This is a genomic window from Nonomuraea sp. NPDC050153 (assembly GCF_044460125.1).
Lineage (GTDB): Bacteria > Actinomycetota > Actinomycetes > Streptosporangiales > Streptosporangiaceae > Nonomuraea.
On record NZ_JBITJQ010000011.1, the window covers coordinates 68,307 to 87,739 of the forward strand.

Genomic DNA, 19,433 nt, shown 5'->3' on the forward strand with positions numbered 1-19,433 from the left:
CGGTCGAATGCGTCGTACCTGCTGGAGGATGGTCGTGAACGTGGATGCGGACATGAGCCCGGAGGCGCGGCGGCTGGGACCGCCCGGTCTGGTGAGAGAGCAGGACGTACGTGCCGCGCTGACGACGCTGGCCGCCGGCCCGGCCGGGCTCGTGATCACCGGTGACGCGGGGACGGGCAAGAGTGCCCTGGCCCGCCAGGTGCTGGAGCGGCTTCGGACCGATGGCTGGGGAGTGGCGGCCACGGTGGGCAGGTGGTCTCCGCGAACGCTGTTCCGAGGCGTCACGGAGGCCTTCTTAGGCTGGGGAGAGCAGCTCTCCCCGGAACAGACGCGCATGATGGGAGCCATCGGCCTGGCTCCGTCGGACGACGAGATGCTCGACACGACCTGCCGGCTGTTGGAGAGCTTCCCCCTGGTCCTGCTCTTCGACGACCTGAGCCGGAACCTCGACAGCACGGGCTTCCTGGATCCCGGCTTCGCCGAGGTGTTCGACCGGCTGTGCCAGGCCGCCGATCGGGGTCGGGTGCTCGTGACCAGCCGGATGCCGCTGCCCACGGACAACCGGCTGGGCGTCTTACGGCTCGGCCCCCTGGACTTCGGCTCGGGGGCCGTACTGGCGGCCGGACTGCCCTTCCTGTCCACCGTCGATCCGGTCACCCGGGAGCGCGTGGTCCGCACGACCGCGGGACATCAGCGGTCCCTGCTACTCATCGACGACTGGCTGTCCGCCAACCCTGGGGGCGCGGGGGCGCGGCTCGCGGCCGTGACGCCGGGGGCCGCACCTGTCGATCTGGTCTTGGCCGACCTGACGGCGGCGCAGCGCGAGACCCTGCTCCAGGCCGCGATCGCCACCGTCCCGTTCACCGCCTACGACCTGGCCGTCGCCTGCGACACCAGCGAGCCGGACCGCAGGCCCCGCCCGAAGCCCGAGCGCAAGGCGCTCCAGAGCACGCAGGCTGCCGCGGACAGGCTCGCCGAGCTCGGGCTGCTCAGCGCGTGGGAGGGATGGGACGGCGGCACCGTCTACTTCGCCGATCGCTGGATCGCGGAGGCACTGGCACCGCACCAAGGCCCGGCCATCGCCGACCGCCACGAACGCGCCATGAACATGCACTACAGCCGGACTCACGAAGACGGCACGTTCGACGACTATGTCGCCGTCTGCCGGCACCTGATAGCGGTGCAGGGGATCGACGACCTGACGAGCTTCGCCCGCGCCATCGCCGAAAGCCTGGAGACGGACCACGAGTACGCGGGGATGGCGCTCCTGGGAGAGATCGCGCCGCACGTGCCGGCGGCCTACCACAGTCTCCTTCGTGAGCACCTGATCGCCATGTTGCTCCGGCACGACTTCCCGCGCGCCGCGCGAGAGGTGGCCGAACGATCGCTGCCCGCCGTCAAGGAGTGGGCCGCCACTCACCCTCAGCGCGACGAGGCCAGGTTCTGCCTCGGCGCCGCGCACGACAGCTGCGGCCAGGCCCGGTTCGCCGACGGCCACCTGGTCGAGGCTGAGGCCGTGCTCACGGTCGCCGTGGACATCTACCGCGAACTGGCGGCCGAGCATCCCACCTTCATGGAGGCCGACCAGCGGCTCGCCGGCTCGTTGCAGCGCCTCGGCGAGGTGTACCGCGCGCTCGACCTGCCGGAGCACAAGGACAAGGAGTACGAGACCTGGTCCGAGTGCTCGATGATCCGTACCCGGCTCTTCCAGGCGCTGATGAGCCCGGAAGCGGCCCTGGAAGCCGCTCTGGCCTTCCAACGCCTCGCCGGCCTGGCCGAGAGGGACGACGACCGGGACAACGCGCGCAGGCTGCTGGGCACTCGCCTCACGATGGTGGAGGCGATGGCGGAGATGTATCCCGACGAAGAGGAACTCACCGCGGAGGTCGCCGCCGCGAGGCAGGAGATCTCCGCCCTCGACGATCCTGGACGGGCGGAGCGTCCCGGAGCGGTGGCCGATGGCGCGACGGCAGAGGTCATCGGGATCCTGAAGCAGGGGCCGCACGCCTTCAACCAGTGGCGCGCCGACCACGCGGAGGAGGACCTCGACCTTTCCGGCGCCGATCTGCGCGGACTGAACCTCGACCAGATGGTCTTCGCCGGCGCCGACCTCACCGGCGCGAACCTGTCGCGGGTCTCCGCACGCGGCGCCATCTTCTCCGGCGCCGACCTGACCGAGGCCGGCTTGGCTGGCGCCGACCTCACCAGGGCGGGGTTCGGCTACAGCGAGATGGTCGACGCGGCCATCGCCTTCACCCGGCTGGGCAGCGCAATGATCCAGCCGGCGACCTTGACCGGCGCGGTTCTGGCCGGTGCCAGGCTCGACCACACCTCGTTCCGCGAGTGTGACCTGACCGGCGTCGACCTGCGTGGATGCGACCTGAACACGCTCGATCTCAAGCGCTCCAGCCTGGACGGCGCGATCACCGGCACCGCCGTACCAGCGTCCGGTGACGGCGGCGCCGCCGCTGACGAGTAGGCCGGTGAGGCCGACGCCCTGGGTGCCCTGGCGATGACGTTCGACGCCCGGGGCGACGTGGAGCGCGCCGAGTTGTGGTATCAGCGGGCCGCCGACGCCGGCCACGGCCCGGTGATGCACGACTATGGGGTGTTCCTCGCCGAGAACGGCCACCGCGAGCGGGCCGAGGAGATGTACCGGCGAGCGGCCGCCGCGGGCCAGGCTCCGTCGATGTGCAACCTCGGGCTCCTCTGCGAGGAGCGCGGCGGCCACGAGGAGGCCGGGCGATGGTTCCACCGGGCGCTTGACACCGGCTACACCCGCGCCGCGTTCTATCTCGGCCGGGCCGCCCACGCCCGCGACGACGTCGACGGCGCCATCGGGTGGGCCAGGATCGCCGCAGACGGAGGCGATCCTGAGTCGATGTACACGATGGCCAGGCTCCTGCAGAGCTATGCTGACGATTCGGCCGAGGTGCAGCGCTGGGTGACGCTGGCCGCACAAGCCGGACAACCTGACGCGCAGGAGGCCCTCCGCCGGCTCAACGAAAGACCTTGAGCCGGGTGGGGGCCTCGGCCCGGAGCTCATCCGGGACGTCTGGCAGGTGACCTCCCGGCCGAGCTCGAAGCGCCCATACAGGTTCAGATGGGACCAGAACAGGGCGGTCAGCCCGCGCCGGTCAGCCGGGCTCAGCCGTTTTCGCCAGGCCGGATCACGCAGCACGTTCTGAATCAGGTGCGTGTTGAGATAGGTGATCGCGGCGGCGATCAGGTGCAGTGCCGGCGCGGAGACCTCGACGTTCTCCCGGTCGAGGCCACGGCTCTGCGGTTGCCCGCAGGCGGATGCGTTATGGATGTCAGCCGCACCATATCCGACAGCGCGAACAGACGGATCGAGCACCAGAGGGTCGTTGCCGATCCGGCTCGGACCGTGCTGGCGTACGAAGGGATCGAGCTCAGCGCGGGTGAGCTGGCCGGCACCGGAACTTTCGAGCCGGCTACAACCGGCTCGAAAAGCTCACCCGCATCCCCGAATCGAGGGTGGCGTGATTGAGATGAGGACGTCCGCGTCGGTGGTGCGATCGTGCCCTGGGTGCTGGCGGAAGGTGGGGGTCAGCGGAACTTGCTGGTCACCGTGTCGGGGTCCGGTGCCTTGATCGACACCTTGCTGCCCCACCCGGTGTAGCGGCTGTCGACGGTGACCTCGTCGAGCTCTCCGTCGCGTGACAGTGTGTACGACGTCTGCACCCTGCTCACCAGGCCCGCCGAGGACAGGGTAAGGGTGTAAGCGATCTTGACGCCGTCGTTCTCCTTGCCCGTTCTCGCGCCGCTGACCCAGGCCGAGACCGCTTTGAGTTCCTTCAGCGTGATCGAGCCGGTGACGGAGTTCCCCTTCGTGTTCCCGTTCTTGATCAACGCGGCCAAGGTCTTCGGCTCGGCCGGATTGAGGAACTGGGCCCAGGAGTCGGGAATGGCGCCGCCACCGGTCTTGAACCAGGTCTTCCCCTTGGGAAGCAGGCCTTCCAGGCGACCGCCCGAGTAATAGCCGGTCTTGCCGACGGAGATGAATCGTTCCTTGTCGTCGCTGCCGTAGTCCATGGTGATGTCGAAGGCGGCGATGCCCTTCTTGCCGAACTGGAAGCTGCCCTTGTTGTCCCGGGCTCCCCGATTGTCGGTGCCGTCCGACCAGGTGACGGTGTCGGTGAACCGCACGCCGTGCCCGGGCACCAGCTTGGCCTTCAACGCGCTGACAGGGTCCTTCGGCGCGGCCTGAGCGGGCACGGTGGCCAGCATCAGTGCGCCGCAGGCCGCCACGATGGTGATCGTCTTCTTCATGGTCGGCGATCGTGCCAGAAGAAGATCACAACCTGGGATCACAACTGGCCCCGACGGCAATCGTTATCCGGCCGATGCGCTGGCCGACCGGCGGCTATACGAGCACTGGCCAGGTGGGCACCCAGGGGTGCATCACCACCGACCCGGTCGCGGCCGACCGCATCAGGAACATTACAGACAACGGTGGAAGCGGACGGGCACGTCACGAAACCATGGTGGGTGGATCGATACGAGATCGGCTCCGATCACCTTGGCCAAGGCTTCCGCGTCGGTGGGTGGTTCTGCGGCGGGGGTCGGCTGGGGTTAAGGCGTTCGGGCGAAGCCCGTTCCTTCCCAGGATGCGCGGCTCACGTGGCAAGGGTGCCGATGTCGGCGGCGACTCGGGCGAGGGCCCGGATCGGGTCGTTCTCGGTCTCGGTACGCCACACCAGGGCATATCGCAGGGCGTCGATGTCCCGGACGGGCAGGTAGGCGATGTCGGGCCGGCTCCAGAAGCGCCTCATGCGGGCGGCCACGGCCAGCACTCGCGGGTCGGCGAACAGGACCGGGCCCACCGTCAGGTCGGGTTCTTCGACCGGCAGCCAGCAGACCAGCATGTCGAGATCGCCGCGGCGTAACCCGGCGAACGGATCGACGAAGGAGGCGTGCTGGATCTGCAGCTGCCACTGAGGATGGCGGGCGCGTAAGGTGCCCCAGTAGGGGCGCAGGTCATAGGTGTTGATGGGGAGCATGCCGACGCGCAGGACGTGGGTGAGCCGCGGGCGGCGAGGTGGGCGCGTTCGAGGCTGTCGCGCAGGCCCGCGTAGACCGGTCGCAGGTCGTCGCGGAGTTGGCGGCAGCGGGGTCAGGCGGATCTGGCGGCGGTTGGTGCGGTCGAACAGCGCGCCACCCAGGCGGCGCTCCTGCTGATTGATGGCCTGGCTGACCCGCGCCTGGGAAACGTGCAGCCGGTCCGCGGCCCGGCCGAAGTGGAGCTCTTCGGCCAGGGTCAGAAAGATCTCGATATCACGTATCTCCATGCCTGCCCCGATCCGTTGCTCAATCGGCCCATCGCCCGACGGCATACGAAGGATAGAGATGATGACGCGCCTTCGCATCAGCGGGTAATACGGGCTGCCAGGCGAAGGGTTCGACGTCCTCGCGTTGTGATAACCCGCGGGTTATCGCTGGGTGCTCGAAGTCGGCGTTGATCGAGACGCGGCGTCTCAGCACAGTGGAATCGACCGGAACAGTCCACGTGAGCCGACAACTCTTGACCTCACGTGTGTTTCCCGATCCCTCGTTCCACAGGAGCAGCATCATGCGAGCGCATATGACCAACCCCGCCTTTGCCCGTCCCGACGGGATGAAAGACAGCGGGGCCCTCTTCAAGGCCGTCAACCAGGGCTGGATATCCCCTGAGCGGCCCGAGATCGTCGGGCGGCGCACCGGCCGGAGCAACCGCCGCAGCGTATGCGTGGGCACCACTCGGACCTGACCATGCCCTTGGACATGACGGCGATGTACGCCATGCACCATGCTCTGCGCCGGGAACTGGAGCACATCGCCCGCGTCACCGTCCGGATCGACGATGATCCCAGGCGTATCCTGCGCACGGCGATCGGCTGGCAGCTGTTCACGCGATCCGTGCGCATCCATCACCGTGCCGAAGACGACATGCTCTGGCCGGCGCTGCGCCGGCAGTTGGCCGACCGGCCGGACGACCTGGTGCCGCTGGAGGCGATGGAGGCCGAACACGCAGCCATCGACCAGGTCATCGCGACGGTCGACGAGCTGCTGGCCGACCCCGAAGCCGACCAGGTCCGGCTCGGGGATCTGGCCGATTCCCTGGTCACGGGCTTGCGCGGGCATCTCGGGCATGAGGAGGACGCGGTGATTCCGCTCATCCGGCGAGCTCTCACCGCAAGGCAGTGGGCGGCCTTCGACCAGATCCACGCCCGGCGGGTCGGCGCCGACGCACCCCGGCTGCTGCCGTGGCTGCTGGAGAACGCCGACCCGCAGACCACCGCGAGAGTGCTCGCCACCCTGCCCGAGGCCGCCCGCACCGCCTACGACACCCAGTGGCAGCCCGCCCACGCCGCCCTCGACCGCTGGTGCAGCCGGGCATGACCATCATCGCGCCCGTCGTCGGCCAAGCGGTGTCGTGTCAGCAGTGGTGTCAGGACGGCGACGGCTCGGTATCAGGGCGGTCGGCGATGGTGGATGCCTGAACGGTTCGGCGATCACGGCGTCTTGCAAGATCGAACACTGTAGGTAAGGAGATTCATGATGGGACAGAGCAACAGCCGCTTGTCCAAGACTGGGCTGTACAGACTGCGCGAGGTGCTGGCCCGGCATGTCGAATCCGGGAAGATTCCCGGAATCGTCGCCCTGGTCAGCCGGGGCGAGGAGACGCACGTCGAAACGATCGGGACGATGCGCCAGGACGGTGGCGCGCCGATGCGCCGGGACACGATCTTCCGGATGGCCTCCACGTCCAAGCCGGTCGCGATGGCGGCGGCGATGGTGCTGCTGGATGAGTGCCGGCTGCGGCTGGACGATGCGGTCGAGCCGTGGCTACCGGAGCTGGCCGACCGGCAGGTGCTGAAGCGGATCGACAGCCCGCTGGACGACACCGTGCCGGCGCGGCGGCCGATCACCGTACGCGACCTGCTGACCTCCACGTTCGGGCTCGGCATGGACATGACGTCGCTGGGCACCCCGATCATGGGCGCGGTCTTCGAGCAGGGGCTCACGCCCAATCTGCCGGAGCCGATGCCCGGACCGGATGAGTGGATGCGCCGCCTGGGCGAGCTTCCGCTGATGTACCAGCCCGGCGAGCGCTGGCAGTACCAGATCAGCCATGATGTCCTCAGCGTGCTGGTGGCCCGGGTCGCCGGCCAGTCGTTCGAGACGTTCCTGCGCGAACGCATCTTCGACCCCCTCGGCATGAAGGACACCGGCTTCCACGTGCCCGCCGACCAGATCGACCGACTGCCCACCCTGTACGCGCCCGACCCGCAGACCGGCGAGTTCCACGTGTGGGACGAGGCCGAGAGCGGACGGTGGAGCCGGCCGCCGGCGTTCCAGGGCGGCGGCGGGCTGGTCTCCACCGCCGATGACTACCACGCCTACTTCCAGATGCTGCTCAACGGCGGGGTTCATGGCAGCGAGCGGATCCTGTCGCGGCCCGCCGTCGAGCTGATGACCACCAACCGTCTCACCCCCGAGCAGCAAGCCGCCCGGCACGCCATGGCCACCGACAACGTCCACCTCTCCTTCGGCCAGGGGCAGCATGGCGGCTGGGGTTTTGGCATGGCGGTGCGCACCTACCGCGGCGACTACGCGCCGATCGGCCAGTTCGGCTGGGACGGCGGCAGCGGCACGTCCACCTACGCCGATCCCACCAACCAGCTCACCGGCGTCCTGCTCACCCAAGTCGGCGCGTCCGCCCCGCATTCGATACGGCTGATGCACGACTTCTGGACCACCCTCTACCAGGCCATCGACGACTGACACCGAGCCCCCGCCCGGTACGCCCCGCCCTCCGCTCACGGGACTCACGGCACCCAACGGTCCAGCTCTGGCGGCCGAACTGTCGACGTTTCCGCACGGAATCGAACTTGGCCTGGCCTCAGCGGTCGAGACATCCCGGGCACCACCAGGACGCATTTCACCATCGGTCCGTTCGATCGAACCTCAGAACAACCTCAAAGGAGCGCACCACCATGTCCATCACCCTGACCGATCAGGACAAGCTCACCCTGCGCACCGCCGCCTACGGCGCCGTCACGCTGATGTCCGCCGCCGATGCCGCCGGCAAGCCCCACAAGGCCGCCACCGAGGGCTCCATCGCCCTGTCCTCCGCCACCGGGCTGGTCGGGCACGTGCTCGCCGAGTACCCCAAGGACATGAAGCTGGACAGCAAGTCGGTGGCCGCCATCGCCGACCAGGTGCTGCCGGCCCTGACCGCAGCCATGAGCCTGCTCAAGGAGCAGGATCCGGCCGAAGCCGACAACTTCCGCCGCACCGTCCTCGTCGCCGTCGACGCGGCCGCCCGCCCTCACCAGGGCCGGCCCAGCCCCACTGTGGCGGACATGACCCGCAAGATCACCGAAGCCCTCGGCGCCGCTCGATAGGACGTCTGCCTGAAGCTTGTCACGGGGACCTTGTCCGGCCCTCCATGACACGACGACGAGAGCGGGGCAGGCAGGGGCCGATCCCTGCCAGGGATGCCGAGCCAGGCTCGCCGCACCCTCGCCGTTCGCCCGAGCCATGGCGAGCTTGCCACCGTCCGGCGGCAAGCTCGCCGCCACCTCCGTGTGCTCCGCCATCCGACGCTGATCCCGCTGATCTGGCCGGCACGCCCGCATTGACAAGCGGGAAACGCCACATGGCGCCGGCGATGGCTTCACCGATGACAGCAACCGACTCTAGAAGGGATACACATGTTAACCTCGCGACGGTCTCTCGCCGCGGTCACCCTCACGACCGCGCTCGTGATCGCCGGTGCTCCCGCCGCCTCCGCGACGGCGGAGCCGAAGATCAAGGTCTCCGATGGGGTGACGCAGCCCGTCTTCTCCTATGCTGACGCCATCCGTGAGCACGTACGGGTGCAGTCGCCGGTCGACAGCGACGGCGACGGCAAGAAGGATCTGATCCGGGTGGACATCATCCGGCCGAAGGAGTCCGGTTCCGGGCTCAAGGTCCCGGTGGTCATGCACGAGACCCCGTACTACGACGAACCGGGCGTCGGCTACGAGATCGAGAAGAAGACCTACGACGCGAACGGGAACGTGACGAAGTTCCCGATGTGGTACGACAACTACTTCGTGCCCCGCGGGTACGCGTTCGTGTCCGTCGACATGATCGGCACCCGGTTGTCCGAGGGCTGCCCGGCCTCCTACGGCGCCCCCGACGTGCTGGGCGGCAAGGCGGTCGTCGACTGGCTGAACGGCCGGGCGAGCGCCTACGACGACCAGGGCGCACCGGTCACAGCCACCTGGACCACCGGACGCACCGGCATGATCGGCCACTCCTACGAAGGAGCGCTCGGCGCCGCCGTCGCCGGCACCGGCGTGCAAGGGCTGGCGACGATCGTGAACATCGCCGGCTACACCAGCGGATACGAGAACTCGCGCATCAACGGCGTCCTGACCTGGTTCAAGGACGCGGCGGCCTGGCAGTCCAAGCGGGTCGACAAGGATCCGGCAGAGAAATGCGCGGCGGTACGCCAGAAGCTGCGCGAAGACTCCGACGACGCCACCGGCAACTACAACGCCTACTGGCACGAGCGCAACTACCGCACCGGGTCGGTCTCCAAGGCGCGTAACATCCGGGCCAGCGTCTTCGCGGTGATGGGCATGCAGGACCGCAACGTGACGAGCAACCAGATCCCCGAGTGGTGGGCCCTGCTGCCCTCCACCGTTCAGCGCAAGATGTGGGTGACGCAGTACGGGCACCTCGAACCGTTCTGGGCCCGCCGCGACGTGTGGGTGGACACCCTGCACCAGTGGTTCGACCACGAACTCATGAGCGTGGCCAACGACATCATGCGGCAGCCGCGCGTTGACGTGCAGCTCGGCCCGGACCGGTGGATCACCCAGGCCGACTGGCCGGCGCCGACGCAGAACGTGACCTTCAGGCCGCAGCAGGACGGTTCCCTGGGCCGCACACCCTCGACCGGCGCCGGCAACTACCTCGACACCGCTCAGACCGAGGTCGCGATGGCCGCCGACCCCGCCACCGCCAACTCCAACCGGCTGGCCTACCTGACCCCGCCGCTGAAGACCGCGATCAGGGTGTCCGGAACGCCGACGGTGAGCCTGCGCCTCACGCTGGACAAGCCGGCCGCCAACCTGGGCGTCCTGCTCGTCGACTACGGCACCGACACCCGCATCGACTACCTCGAGAACAGCCTGACGGCCGCGCAAGGCCTCACGTTCATCGGCGGCGAATCCTGCGTCGGCCAGAGCACGGCCGAGGACGACGGCTGCTACCTCAAGGCCGGCGACAACCTGGAGACCTCCGGCCTCAATGTCGTCACCCGCGGAATCCTGGACGCGCAGAACCACAAGTCACTCAGCCGCTCGACACCGCTGACGCCGGGCAAGCCGTACCAGATCACCTGGAAGATGCTGCCGCAGGACTACGAGTTCAAGGCGGGGCACCGGCTGGGCCTGGTGCTGACCGGGACCAACGACGACTTCAACCGCGACGTGTCCGGCAACGGCACCGGGGAGGACGTCGAACCCGGCACCGGGGCCAAGGTCACCGTCGACCTGGCCGGCACGTCGATCTCACTGCCGCTGGTCACCGGCACGTCCGTCAAGTAACAGACCGACATCCCCAAACTCGACCAGCCGCTGCCCCGGGCGCTGCCGCCCGACATCGATGCCGCCCTGATGAATGCCGTCTCCCGCCTGGACGACGATTTCGCCCGCCTGGCCCTGCCCGTTCTTCGCGGTGCTGGGCTGGGCGTCGGCGACCTGCTCGACCTGGAGATCGGCAGCATCATCGACTACGGTCCCACCGGGACCTGGCTGAAAGTCCCGCTCGGCAAGCCGGCCACCGAACGCATGGTCCCCCTGGACGCCGACACCCTCGCCGCGCTGGATGAATGGGCCACGCTGCGCGGCGTTCACCGACCGCTGCCGCATCCACGCACCGCGACACCGACCGACTTCCTATTCACCCAGCATGGCCGCAGACTCGGCGCGACCCGGCTGCGCAACGGCCTGCTCGCCGCCGCCGAACTGGCCGGACTCCGCACGCCCGACGGCGACGTACTCGTCGTCACCCCACATCAGCTCCGCCACACCTGGGCCACCAGTTACGCCGGTATGAGCCTGCAGGCACTGATGGCTCTGCTCGGGCACGTCACCCCGCAGATGACCATCCGCTACGCGACCTTGGCCTCCCCGACGCTGCGCACCGCCTACGACGAAGCGATGGGCAGGATGCGCCGCCAATTCACCCTGACCCCAGCCGGCAAGCCGATCGTCCCGGACAAGGTGACCTGGCTGAACAACGAAATGCTCAAAACCCGCGTCGCTCACGGCTACTGCTCCCGACACGAAGCCGCAGGCGCCTGCCCCTACGCCAACATCTGCGAAACCTGCGACAACTTCGTGACCGGCCCCGAGTTCACTGACGCCCTGCGCAGCCAGCTCACCGATGTCCAAGCACTCCAGGCCGACGCCGACAATCGCGGTTGGGACAGCGAGACGGCGCGCCATGCCCGCGTCGCCGACGCACGCACCGACCACATTTCCCGCCTCGAGCGCTGAACCGCGATCTCCTCCACCGCCTCGCCCTGAAGACCAGAGCCGGTTAAAGGAGCGGCTGAACAAGGAGATCCGCCGCCGCACCGACGTGGTCGGCATCTTCCCGCACCGCGAGGCCATCGTCCGGGGTCTCCGCGGCGTTGGAGCAATTGTCAAACCCTGTGTATTGATGAGTGTGGTCGGACTTCCCAGGTCGGCCGTTGGAGCTGGTCGTTGTGCACGATGATGTCGGCGTGGTCGATCGGGCGGGCTGTGGCGAAGTAGAGCTGTTGGGAGGGGATATAGCGGTGGCGCCAGGACCGTTCGATTTCGGCGGTGTCGGCGGTGGATCCGGCCAGCGCTGCGCCTCGATCCCGGGCGCGATCTACCGTCTGCTCGAAGGGGACGGACACGAAGATGCGCAGGTCCCACCGGTCGATGAGTTCTGGGCGCAGGAGGAAGACGCCGTCGAAGAGCAGGACGGCGTCTGCGGAGGCGGTCGTGGCCGGCGGGGACGATGGGGTGTCGGTCTCTCTGTCGTAGAACGCCTGTTGGAACCTTCGGTCTCCGCCTGGGCCCAGCGGATCGAGCAGGACCCGGCACAGCGCGGCGTGGTCGTGGGCGTCGAAGTAGCAGCCTTCGGCCGAGTACTGGCCGCGTCGGTAGCGGTGTGCACGGGGGAAGAGGAAGTCGTCGATGGTCGCGCGGATGACCTCGCGGTCCTGCGCGCGCAGGACGACGGCGAGCTCGTCGGCCAGCGTGGTCTTGCCGGCCGCGGGCGGCCCGTCGATGGCGACCCGCAGCGGGTGCGTGGTCGTGACGGACCTGATCGCCTCGGCCAGCCGACTGATGAGCTCGCCGCGGGTGCCTTGCTCCATTGCGCCTCTCCCTTCACGATGTCTCTGTCTAGCACCGCACGTCAGGCTGCGGTCGCTGGCGCTCGCCACGGAGGGACAGCGACGGCGACCGGCGAGGGAGCGCCATCCCAGGTCACCCTGATCTCCCGTGGGGTGTCGTGCACCAGTGACGAGCTGATCATCACCTTGGCTGAAGCGCCCGGCTTCGGCGTCACACCGTCTGGGGCCTGGTCTACACCGGGGACGGTCGTATCGACCGTCACGCCAGTCGCAGTCTCGGTGCCGGTGTTCCGAAGATAGGCGGCGAACTGCGACGCGCACGTCACCTCCCACGCGACCGTCAGCTGCATCTCCCGCATCGCCTCGATCTCAGCGACCTGCTCGGCAGCGAGCGCCGAGCGCTCCGCTGCGTCCGCCGACCGCGAACCGGCCGCTGCCGACTCTTCGGCGGCGACTGCCGACCGCTTGGCTTCCTCGACGGCTCGTTTTGCCGCCTTGGCAGAGTCGCGTTGGTACTTGAGCGAGACCAGGGACACCACGAAGGCTGTGAAGGAAAACACGAGAGCGACGACAACCCCGACCCAGGTGGCGAGATCTCCAGTAGCGGCTTCCATGACCACCCCTTCGCGGATCGGCGATTGAGCGGCGCTCAGCCTACAGACGAAGTCCGCGTTTCCGCTGACAGGATCTCCGCGCTCGACAGGATGGCCTGCCGACCGAGGCCGCGGGGGCGGGCGTCGTCCGCACCGGGCTTTCGTCCCGCGACGGTGATCCAGTGACCGGCGTGCGGCGGCACGCGGCGCAGCAGGTCCTCCAGGCCGTCGCGGGCCATCGTGGCCCCGGTACGCCGATCAGACCAGATGAGCTCTTCGGGGATGCCGGCGGCCTTGATGGTGTCGATCTGCCGGGTGAGATCTTGAGCAGTGGTGCTGACCCGGGCATAGCCGAAGTCCACGAACCTCACGGTATCGAAAGCTGACGCCGTGACAAGGGTTACGAGAACCGCTTTCGAGACCAACTTATGAGACTGGCCGACCTGCGGGGATGTCGCTGCCGGGGGTGCGCCCGGGTCGCGTCTTGAAAGCATGGATTCGAGACCGGCAGAGCCCTGTCACCCAGGGTGACGCACGGCCAGCGACGGGTGGACAGTTGATTCCGATGGCGAGAGCATCGCGGGCGATCAGGCGGTGACTGAATGGATCTGGATAGCCTCCGGCAGACATAGGCGAGAGGCTCAGCGACCGTCCGTGAAAGCATCAAGGCACTTCGGGCAAGAAAGGGCGACCATCGTTCACTTGACCCAGCGGAGACGCCTGCATGGCCGTTCCACCTGACCTGGCCGACCCACCCGATCTACGGGTGGACTTCGAGCAGATCTTCAATGCGCACTTCTCCGAGATCCACCGCTACATCGTCAGGCGGTTGTCCGACGACGTCGCTGACGACCTGGCCGCCGAGGTGTTCCTGGCGGCCTATCGGGGTGGCTATGACGCCTCGCGCGGCGGGGTGCGTCCGTGGCTGTACGGCATCGCCACCCACCTCATCGCACGGCACCACCGTACCGAGATCCGTAGATGGAAGGCGCTCAGCCGGACGGCTGAGCGCGCCGGGCACAGTCCCGAGCACAGTCCCGAGGACGCAGCCCTGGCCCGCGTGGCCGCAGGCCAGCTGACCGGCAAGCTGGCGGGGGCGCTGGCCGGGCTCAATCGTGGGGACCGCGACGTCGTGCTGCTGAGCGTGCTGGGCGACCTTAGCCACGCCGAGGTCGCCGCCGCCCTGGGGGTCCCAGCGGGGACGGTGGCCTCCCGGCTCAACCGCGCTCGCAAGCAACTCCGCAAGGCACTCGGCGACGTCAACCCTTTGGAGGAGACCCATGGATGAGCTGAGACTCCTGGCGAGAGCGCTGCCTGACGCTCCGCCGCCCTCGGCGGAGGTGGTCGAGAAGGCCCGCCTCCGACTTGCCGCCGCCCAGCGCAAGCCGGTACGGCCAGGTAGAGCGAATCGGCGGGGCCTCACTTGGGGATGGACCCTGGGAGCGGCCGCAACAACGATCGCCGTCGTCATGGCCGTCGTCACGCTGGTGTCGAACATGACCGCTGTTCCCGCAACGGTGCTCGCGCCCCCAGCCGGCAACGATGCCCTGCTCCAACTGGCGGACCAGATCGCGAAACTGCCGGACGAACGCGGCGACTACTGGCGCAGGCCGCTACTCAACAATGGGCTGACAAGGGTCCGGGCGGGCGGCGAAACGTTCAACGTCCTGTCCTCGTCACGAATCGACCTCTGGCAACCGCGCGACCCCGGCGACCCCGTTCAAGCGGAGCAGCGGCAGCAGTTCGTCCGTCCCGCCACCGAGGCCGACGAGCGTGCGTGGCGAGCGGCGGGTTCTCCGGTCACGGTCCAGCGCGTGTGCACGCCGGGCGGCATGCCGGACAACTGCGCGAAAGTCCAGTTGCGGTCCAAGCCCTCACAGTGTGTTTACACGCGCGCGGCCGAGCCGGGCGGCGTGCTCGGTGACAGACGACTGGGTGAACTCACGCTGGCCGACCTCGCGGCGCTGCCCGGCGACGCCGAGCAACTCCGGGAGAAACTGCGAACCTTCTGGAAGACCCGAAAGGACAGCCAGCCCAAGGACAGCTTCGAAGAATTCCTCTCCACCTCCTCCCACCTTCTGGAGCTCCCGGTCAAGCCCTCGGTCAGGGCAGCCACCCTGCGTCTCCTCGCCGGACTGCCGACGACCAAGGTGCGCGGCTCGATCACCGACCCTCTGGGACGGCCGGGAATCGAGGTCACCTTCATCAAGAGCGAGGGCTTCACCGCCGAATTCGGTACCGATGACGAGGTGGCGCAGCGGTACACCACCATCCTCGACCCACACACCGGCACCGTCTTGGCGGCAAACGTCGCGGTCGCGGCCGAGAGCACGGAGGGGCTCGCCAAGGGGACGTTCATGGACTATCAGGCATGGGCACCTGAGGCCGGCTGGACCAGCGAACGCCCCGAGCGGCCACGCGGCTGCCGGCTCAGCGACCGTCCGCTCCCGTGACGGGCCGCCCCGGGCACGCACGCTCACCACCTTCCTTTCTGTCAGCGCCTGCGGGCGGCGGAATCGCGTCCGGCTTGTCAGCGCGCAAGCGCTTCTCCGGAGACTCGCGCGGACAAGAGGCTAAGCGCACGACCCGGTTCCGATGTATCAGGTCCCAGCCCCGTCGCTACGGGTGATATGCGGCCAAATAATGTTGCAGATTCCCGGTCAAGCTGCGTTGCGGGTCACAGGCGTGCGTGCCGGGCCGGGGGTGTGCTCACGCGCGCGCGTAGACCTGTCCGGAAAGTCGGGAAACTCTCGCGTGGTCATGGGCCGGTTCCGGTGGGCGGCAGGTCGACGTCGGCGGGGATGCCGACCCGGCACAGCGCGCACCAGGGGCGGCCGGAGCGCGGGTTGAGGTCGGCGCCGCCGGGTTCGCCGTGCGGGCAGCAGGGCCGCGTGCGCCGGTCGACGGCGGCCGCGCGCCAGCTGACGGGCGTCCTGTTCGCGGACGTGGCCCTGCCAGTCCGCGAGGTCGTCGTTGCGGGCCAGCGCGGTGATGTAGCCGAGCACGTTGCGCGGCCGCTTGTCGGCTTCGATCGCGGCCACGATCTGCTCAGCCTCGACCCGGTCGACGCCGAGCATGTTCATCACCACCCGCGCTGGCCCGCGCGGAGATGAGGAGCCTTGAGGGGATTGAGGGGATGGGGTCCGGCTTTCCCGGACGCTACCGCCGCCTTTCCCGGACCCTTCGGTCTGGTTTTCCGGACCCTTCAGCACGGGCGAAGGGTCCCGGTTCTCCGGACGCTTCACCGCCGAAGGGTCCGGATTCTCCGGACCCTGGGCGATCACCTCGGGATCGAGCGGCGGGATCTCGTACACCGCGCGGTGGCCGTTGTGCCCGCCGCTGACCTGGCGGAGCGCTCCCTTGGCAATGAGCGCCTGAATCACCTCATACCGCTGGGAGCGGCTCTTGATCCGGGTGGCGGATGAACTCGGGGTCCGAATCGATGCCGGGCCAGGCTTGGCGGGTGGCGTCGCGAGCGTTCTCGGCGATGACGATGAGCACCTTGTGCCCGCGGTGGGTCAGGGTGTCGGGCGCGTGCTTCATCGCCTCGACGGTCAGGGCGATGCCCACCGGGCCCGCTACCGACTCGCTGCTTGATCTACGAGGTCAGTCCCAGCAATCTGCACCCGCCGCGCACTGTCCCCAGTCGAGCGCGAGCCGCCCGCAGGTGCGCCCTTCGACCTTGAACAGCAGGCCCGCAGCGGCGCGATGTCCGCAACCCCGGGCCCAGTGGCGCCCGCAGGAGCGCGCGCACCACCGACAGATGCGTCACAAGTGCGCGTTTTACACGTTCGGGTCCCAGTCTGCGAGCTGCTCCATCGGCTCGGTGTCGCCGGTGGTCTCCAGGCCATCGAGCGGGACGCGCTCGTAGAAGTAGAGGACCAGTTCGCTCGCTGCGCCTCGCATCGCCATGTCGCCCGGCTCCGCGTCGGCGGCGAGGTCGTCGCAGCGGACGCCGTCGGCGTTGAGGGTCAGGCGCCAGGAGCGGCCCTCGGTCGTGTGCAGGTCGATGGTCGCCGGCTTGAACGGCCAGGGGACGGTCGTCGCCGAGACGGTCGTCAGGAACTCGTCGACGCCTTCGACCGCGACGTCCGTCGGCAGCGGCTGTGCGGCCCCCTGGGTGAGCTGGGCGTCGTAGGTGTGGACGGCGATCTCCTGGATCTGGTGCCGGGCCACGGCTCCGCTGGTCTCCGGGGCCTGCGAGCGGCCCCACCAGGTCCAGCAGCCGCGGTCCGGGCCGGCCTCGCGCATCGCGTCGAGCATGAGCTCGGTCGACTCGGCGAGCCAGGCGTCCAGGGCTTCGCGGTCGCGGGGCGCGGTCGGGGCGCCCTTCGGGTCCGTCCTCGCCGGGGGCTCAGCGCCCGGGCCCGCTGCGACGATGGCGGCCTGGCGGCGGCGGCCGTCGCCGAGGTGCTGCGCCAGTTCGCGCAGCGTCCAGTCCGGGCAGGTCGGGACCTGGACGTCAAGGTCGGGGGCGGACGCGATCGCGGCGCGGAACGCGGCCGAGCGGTCTTCGATCAGCCGCAGGACCTCGGGGAACTCCAAGATGTTTTGCACGTCGGTTGTGTATCACGGCGCTCCGGCTGCCACGTACCTGGCCACGGTGTTACGCGCCGCGCCCAGGCTGTTGGCGATCTCTCTGACGGAACGGCCGCCATGCCAATGCATCAAGATCTCTTCGATGTCGACCACGTGGAACGCCTTCCGCGCCATGACCGACCCCTCCGGCGAGCCCTGAAGGACCACCAAAAGGATCATGGACTGGACTGGCCAAGTCCAGACGATACGCACAGGTCGTGTCCTGGACGGCAAGGCGTGGGAGGTGATCGGCGAGGACGTGCTCGCCTCCCTGTCGCTCACCGACCCCGTCGAGACCCATCTGGACGCCAAGCTGCTGGCTCTGGACGCCTACACCATCCGCTACTTCCTGGGCTGGGCCGCCGACCGCGGCATCGCCACCCGCCTGACCATCCCCGCCATCCCCGTCCAGGACCCGGCCAGCATCCTGGACGAGCAAGAGCGCTGGGACCAGCTCCAGCGCTGCCTCGCCGACACCGCCCTGCCACTCGACGTCCGGGCCGCCGGAGCCTTGCCCCTGCTGTTCGGCATGCCCATCTCACGCATCCGGCAGCTGCGCGCCGAGCACCTGCGCGATCAGGACGACGGCACCTACCTGAACGTCGGACGCCACCCGCTGGTCATCCCGCCCCGGCTCGCGAACCTCCTACGCCAGTTGGCCGCTGCCCCGGTCAACCGCACCCGCATGGCCGTCCCCGTCACCTGGCTGTTTCCCGGCCGCGTCCCGGGCCGGCCCGCGAGCTCCGGGTTCGGCGGCAAACTCCTCGAGCACGGCATCGACACCCGCCCAGCCCGCAACGCCGCCCTCATCGCCCTGGTCGAGGACATCCCCGCGCCGGTCCTGGCCGACATTCTCGGCCTGCACATCAACACCGCCGTCCGGTGGGCCAACGTCGCCAAACGGGACTGGAGCGCCTACCTCGCCGCCCGCAATGCTATGGTCGCGCCATGACTCACCAGAGATCAACGGGACCGACCGGCTTCCAGTAGTGCGCCAGGAAATACCTGGCGGTGCTACCCAGGGAGCCTCATGTCCCGCACTGCCCATCACATTGATCGTCCGATTCTCGACGGGGGTGGCCTGAGGGGAATCCCATGGCGATCAGTGACGATAGTCGATCTCCGTTACAGTGCCGCATGCCTGCGACAGGCACGATGGGCCGGTCACCGGCCACTCCCGATGTCCCTCCGCCGCAAAGTCGACGTCTACTCCTGGGCCAGGGCCGACCCGCGGGACCAGTCGGTATCAGAGTGGGCCGACATCGAGGAGCGCCAGGCACGCCAACGCCTGCGCCTCAGGCTCGAAGCCATCCGCCGGAGGGCCAACGCCACAACCGATGGCCCTCTCGCCGTCGAGGCTATCGATGATCTCGAAGTCCACCCCGCGCGACACCGTCGCAACGCCATCTGGCAGTACTGATCACGGAATACTGCACCCATCGAATAAGTGCTCTGCCCCAGTAAATGATCAAGTGATGGGGATCGGGCAGATGGTCGTGCCCGGCACGCCGCGCGACTCGCTGTACATCCGCGACACGCTGATCAACATCGACGCCGGGCCGCAGCCCGAGGTCGTCACGACCGACCAGGCGTCCGATTCGGACACGGTGTTCGGGATCTTCTCCATGCTCGGCTACCGGTTCGCGCCCCGCTTCGCCGACCTGGGCGACCAAAGGTTCTGGCGCGCCGACGTGCCCGAAGGACGACGCCGGCGTACGGGCCGCTGGAGGCGATCGCCCGCAACAAGATCAACCGGCAGAAGGTCTATACCCAGTGGTCGGACATGACCCGGGTCGCGGGATCGCTGGTCACCAACCAGGTCCGCGCCTATGACCTGCTGCGCATGTTCGCCCGAGGCGGGCGGCCCA

21 protein-coding genes and 3 pseudogenes are annotated in these 19,433 nt (G+C 68.6%); 14 read left to right on the plus strand and 10 right to left on the minus strand.

Annotation, left to right across the window (positions count from 1 at the left end):
* The first annotated feature begins 34 nt into the window (after positions 1–34).
* Together ACIBQ1_RS26630 and ACIBQ1_RS26635 are read left to right on the plus strand one after the other, a co-directional pair.
* On the plus strand, positions 35–2,479 hold the full coding sequence (locus tag ACIBQ1_RS26630) for a pentapeptide repeat-containing protein (RefSeq protein WP_397281619.1): 2,445 nt from the start codon (positions 35–37) through the stop codon (positions 2,477–2,479).
* Positions 2,480–2,506: 27 nt separating this feature from the next.
* Positions 2,507–3,016, plus strand: coding sequence for a tetratricopeptide repeat protein (locus ACIBQ1_RS26635; protein WP_397281997.1), 510 nt, complete (start codon positions 2,507–2,509; stop codon positions 3,014–3,016).
* Positions 3,017–3,094: 78 nt separating this feature from the next.
* Here ACIBQ1_RS26635 and ACIBQ1_RS26640 read toward each other — a convergent pair.
* From ACIBQ1_RS26640 to ACIBQ1_RS26650, 3 genes and pseudogenes are all read right to left on the minus strand, one after another.
* Positions 3,095–3,358: pseudogene (locus ACIBQ1_RS26640) on the minus strand (Tn3 family transposase); the annotation flags it as partial.
* A 212-nt stretch (positions 3,359–3,570) separates the two neighbouring features.
* A complete protein-coding gene (locus ACIBQ1_RS26645) occupies positions 3,571–4,293 on the minus strand; it encodes a hypothetical protein (protein WP_397281620.1) in 723 nt (240 codons plus the stop codon).
* Positions 4,294–4,640: 347 nt separating this feature from the next.
* Entirely contained in the window at positions 4,641–5,312 is a 672-nt protein-coding gene (locus ACIBQ1_RS26650) for a LysR family transcriptional regulator (RefSeq protein ID WP_397281621.1), read from the minus strand.
* Positions 5,313–5,593: 281 nt separating this feature from the next.
* Here ACIBQ1_RS26650 and ACIBQ1_RS26655 point away from each other — a divergent pair, with 281 nt between their 5' ends.
* The 7 genes and pseudogenes from ACIBQ1_RS26655 to ACIBQ1_RS26685 form a co-directional block, all read left to right on the plus strand.
* The gene (locus ACIBQ1_RS26655; protein WP_397281622.1) at positions 5,594–5,770 is read left to right on the plus strand and encodes a hypothetical protein; all 177 of its coding nucleotides are present in this window, start codon (positions 5,594–5,596) and stop codon (positions 5,768–5,770) included.
* Between the two features lie 14 nt (positions 5,771–5,784).
* The gene (locus ACIBQ1_RS26660; protein ID WP_397281624.1) at positions 5,785–6,402 is read left to right on the plus strand and encodes a hemerythrin domain-containing protein; all 618 of its coding nucleotides are present in this window, start codon (positions 5,785–5,787) and stop codon (positions 6,400–6,402) included.
* Positions 6,403–6,561: 159 nt separating this feature from the next.
* Positions 6,562–7,788 (plus strand): serine hydrolase domain-containing protein, encoded by a 1,227-nt coding sequence (locus ACIBQ1_RS26665; RefSeq protein ID WP_397281998.1) that lies wholly within the window; start codon positions 6,562–6,564, stop codon positions 7,786–7,788.
* 212 nt (positions 7,789–8,000) lie between these two features.
* On the plus strand, positions 8,001–8,411 hold the full coding sequence (locus tag ACIBQ1_RS26670) for a hypothetical protein (RefSeq protein ID WP_397281626.1): 411 nt from the start codon (positions 8,001–8,003) through the stop codon (positions 8,409–8,411).
* Positions 8,412–8,720: 309 nt separating this feature from the next.
* Entirely contained in the window at positions 8,721–10,607 is a 1,887-nt protein-coding gene (locus ACIBQ1_RS26675) for a CocE/NonD family hydrolase (protein WP_397281627.1), read from the plus strand.
* 69 nt (positions 10,608–10,676) lie between these two features.
* Positions 10,677–11,561, plus strand: coding sequence for a tyrosine-type recombinase/integrase (locus ACIBQ1_RS26680; RefSeq protein WP_397281629.1), 885 nt, complete (start codon positions 10,677–10,679; stop codon positions 11,559–11,561).
* Positions 11,562–11,610: 49 nt separating this feature from the next.
* Positions 11,611–11,712, plus strand: a pseudogene (locus tag ACIBQ1_RS26685) (transposase); the annotation flags it as partial.
* Here the strand turns inward: ACIBQ1_RS26685 and ACIBQ1_RS26690 are convergent.
* Genes ACIBQ1_RS26690 through ACIBQ1_RS26700 form a run of 3 tightly spaced genes read right to left on the minus strand, consistent with a single transcriptional unit; the run spans position 11,711 to position 13,349 of the window.
* On the minus strand, positions 11,711–12,415 hold the full coding sequence (locus ACIBQ1_RS26690; protein WP_397281630.1) for a cytidylate kinase family protein: 705 nt from the start codon (positions 12,413–12,415) through the stop codon (positions 11,711–11,713). The pseudogene ACIBQ1_RS26685 and the gene ACIBQ1_RS26690 overlap by 2 nt on opposite strands.
* A 41-nt stretch (positions 12,416–12,456) precedes the next feature.
* Positions 12,457–13,008 carry a hypothetical protein gene (locus tag ACIBQ1_RS26695; protein WP_397281632.1) on the minus strand — a complete coding sequence of 184 codons (552 nt, stop codon included), beginning with the start codon at positions 13,006–13,008 and terminating at the stop codon, positions 12,457–12,459.
* A gap of 35 nt (positions 13,009–13,043) precedes the next feature.
* Positions 13,044–13,349 (minus strand): recombinase family protein, encoded by a 306-nt coding sequence (locus tag ACIBQ1_RS26700; protein ID WP_397281634.1) that lies wholly within the window; start codon positions 13,347–13,349, stop codon positions 13,044–13,046.
* 362 nt (positions 13,350–13,711) lie between these two features.
* Here ACIBQ1_RS26700 and ACIBQ1_RS26705 point away from each other — a divergent pair, with 362 nt between their 5' ends.
* Positions 13,712–14,275: an RNA polymerase sigma factor gene (locus ACIBQ1_RS26705; RefSeq protein WP_397281635.1), complete on the plus strand. Its 564-nt coding sequence runs from the start codon at positions 13,712–13,714 to the stop codon at positions 14,273–14,275.
* Complete coding sequence (locus tag ACIBQ1_RS26710; RefSeq protein WP_397281637.1) at positions 14,268–15,440, plus strand: CU044_5270 family protein; 1,173 nt, start codon at positions 14,268–14,270, stop codon at positions 15,438–15,440. The genes ACIBQ1_RS26705 and ACIBQ1_RS26710 overlap by 8 nt, the downstream gene beginning before the upstream one ends.
* Before the next feature lie 207 nt (positions 15,441–15,647).
* Here the strand turns inward: ACIBQ1_RS26710 and ACIBQ1_RS26715 are convergent, their stop codons facing one another.
* The 4 genes from ACIBQ1_RS26715 to ACIBQ1_RS26730 all read right to left on the minus strand — a co-directional run bounded on the left by ACIBQ1_RS26715 (position 15,648) and on the right by ACIBQ1_RS26730 (position 17,745).
* Entirely contained in the window at positions 15,648–16,370 is a 723-nt protein-coding gene (locus ACIBQ1_RS26715) for a hypothetical protein (protein ID WP_397281639.1), read from the minus strand.
* A 1-nt stretch (position 16,371) separates the two neighbouring features.
* Entirely contained in the window at positions 16,372–16,557 is a 186-nt protein-coding gene (locus ACIBQ1_RS26720; RefSeq protein ID WP_397281641.1) for a hypothetical protein, read from the minus strand.
* 213 nt (positions 16,558–16,770) lie between these two features.
* Positions 16,771–17,544 (minus strand): maleylpyruvate isomerase N-terminal domain-containing protein, encoded by a 774-nt coding sequence (locus tag ACIBQ1_RS26725; protein WP_397281643.1) that lies wholly within the window; start codon positions 17,542–17,544, stop codon positions 16,771–16,773.
* 12 nt (positions 17,545–17,556) lie between these two features.
* Positions 17,557–17,745 carry a hypothetical protein gene (locus ACIBQ1_RS26730; protein ID WP_397281645.1) on the minus strand — a complete coding sequence of 63 codons (189 nt, stop codon included), beginning with the start codon at positions 17,743–17,745 and terminating at the stop codon, positions 17,557–17,559.
* On the opposite strand from ACIBQ1_RS26730, the gene ACIBQ1_RS26735 reads away from it, so the two are divergent.
* The 3 genes and pseudogenes from ACIBQ1_RS26735 to ACIBQ1_RS26745 all read left to right on the plus strand — a co-directional run.
* Positions 17,744–18,517, plus strand: coding sequence for a hypothetical protein (locus ACIBQ1_RS26735; protein ID WP_397281647.1), 774 nt, complete (start codon positions 17,744–17,746; stop codon positions 18,515–18,517). The two genes, ACIBQ1_RS26730 and ACIBQ1_RS26735, sit on opposite strands and share 2 nt — an antisense overlap.
* Positions 18,518–19,055: 538 nt before the next feature.
* Entirely contained in the window at positions 19,056–19,352 is a 297-nt protein-coding gene (locus ACIBQ1_RS26740) for a Tn3 family transposase (RefSeq protein ID WP_397282001.1), read from the plus strand.
* Positions 19,334–19,387: pseudogene (locus ACIBQ1_RS26745) on the plus strand (hypothetical protein); the annotation flags it as partial. The gene ACIBQ1_RS26740 and the pseudogene ACIBQ1_RS26745, both read left to right, overlap by 19 nt.
* Positions 19,388–19,433: the final 46 nt, after the last annotated feature.

Coding starts and splice junctions, on each gene's coding strand:
- ACIBQ1_RS26645 (WP_397281620.1), bottom strand. CDS start 4,293: ATGAAGAAGACGATCACCATCGTGGCGGCCTGCGGCGCACTGATGCTG.
- ACIBQ1_RS26650 (WP_397281621.1), bottom strand. CDS start 5,312: ATGGAGATACGTGATATCGAGATCTTTCTGACCCTGGCCGAAGAGCTC.
- ACIBQ1_RS26655 (WP_397281622.1), top strand. CDS start 5,594: ATGCGAGCGCATATGACCAACCCCGCCTTTGCCCGTCCCGACGGGATG.
- ACIBQ1_RS26660 (WP_397281624.1), top strand. CDS start 5,785: ATGACGGCGATGTACGCCATGCACCATGCTCTGCGCCGGGAACTGGAG.
- ACIBQ1_RS26665 (WP_397281998.1), top strand. CDS start 6,562: ATGGGACAGAGCAACAGCCGCTTGTCCAAGACTGGGCTGTACAGACTG.
- ACIBQ1_RS26670 (WP_397281626.1), top strand. CDS start 8,001: ATGTCCATCACCCTGACCGATCAGGACAAGCTCACCCTGCGCACCGCC.
- ACIBQ1_RS26675 (WP_397281627.1), top strand. CDS start 8,721: ATGTTAACCTCGCGACGGTCTCTCGCCGCGGTCACCCTCACGACCGCG.
- ACIBQ1_RS26680 (WP_397281629.1), top strand. CDS start 10,677: ATGAATGCCGTCTCCCGCCTGGACGACGATTTCGCCCGCCTGGCCCTG.
- ACIBQ1_RS26690 (WP_397281630.1), bottom strand. CDS start 12,415: ATGGAGCAAGGCACCCGCGGCGAGCTCATCAGTCGGCTGGCCGAGGCG.
- ACIBQ1_RS26695 (WP_397281632.1), bottom strand. CDS start 13,008: ATGGAAGCCGCTACTGGAGATCTCGCCACCTGGGTCGGGGTTGTCGTC.
- ACIBQ1_RS26705 (WP_397281635.1), top strand. CDS start 13,712: ATGGCCGTTCCACCTGACCTGGCCGACCCACCCGATCTACGGGTGGAC.
- ACIBQ1_RS26710 (WP_397281637.1), top strand. CDS start 14,268: ATGGATGAGCTGAGACTCCTGGCGAGAGCGCTGCCTGACGCTCCGCCG.
- ACIBQ1_RS26735 (WP_397281647.1), top strand. CDS start 17,744: ATGGACTGGACTGGCCAAGTCCAGACGATACGCACAGGTCGTGTCCTG.
- ACIBQ1_RS26730 (WP_397281645.1), bottom strand. CDS start 17,745: ATGATCCTTTTGGTGGTCCTTCAGGGCTCGCCGGAGGGGTCGGTCATG.
- ACIBQ1_RS26740 (WP_397282001.1), top strand. CDS start 19,056: ATGGTCGTGCCCGGCACGCCGCGCGACTCGCTGTACATCCGCGACACG.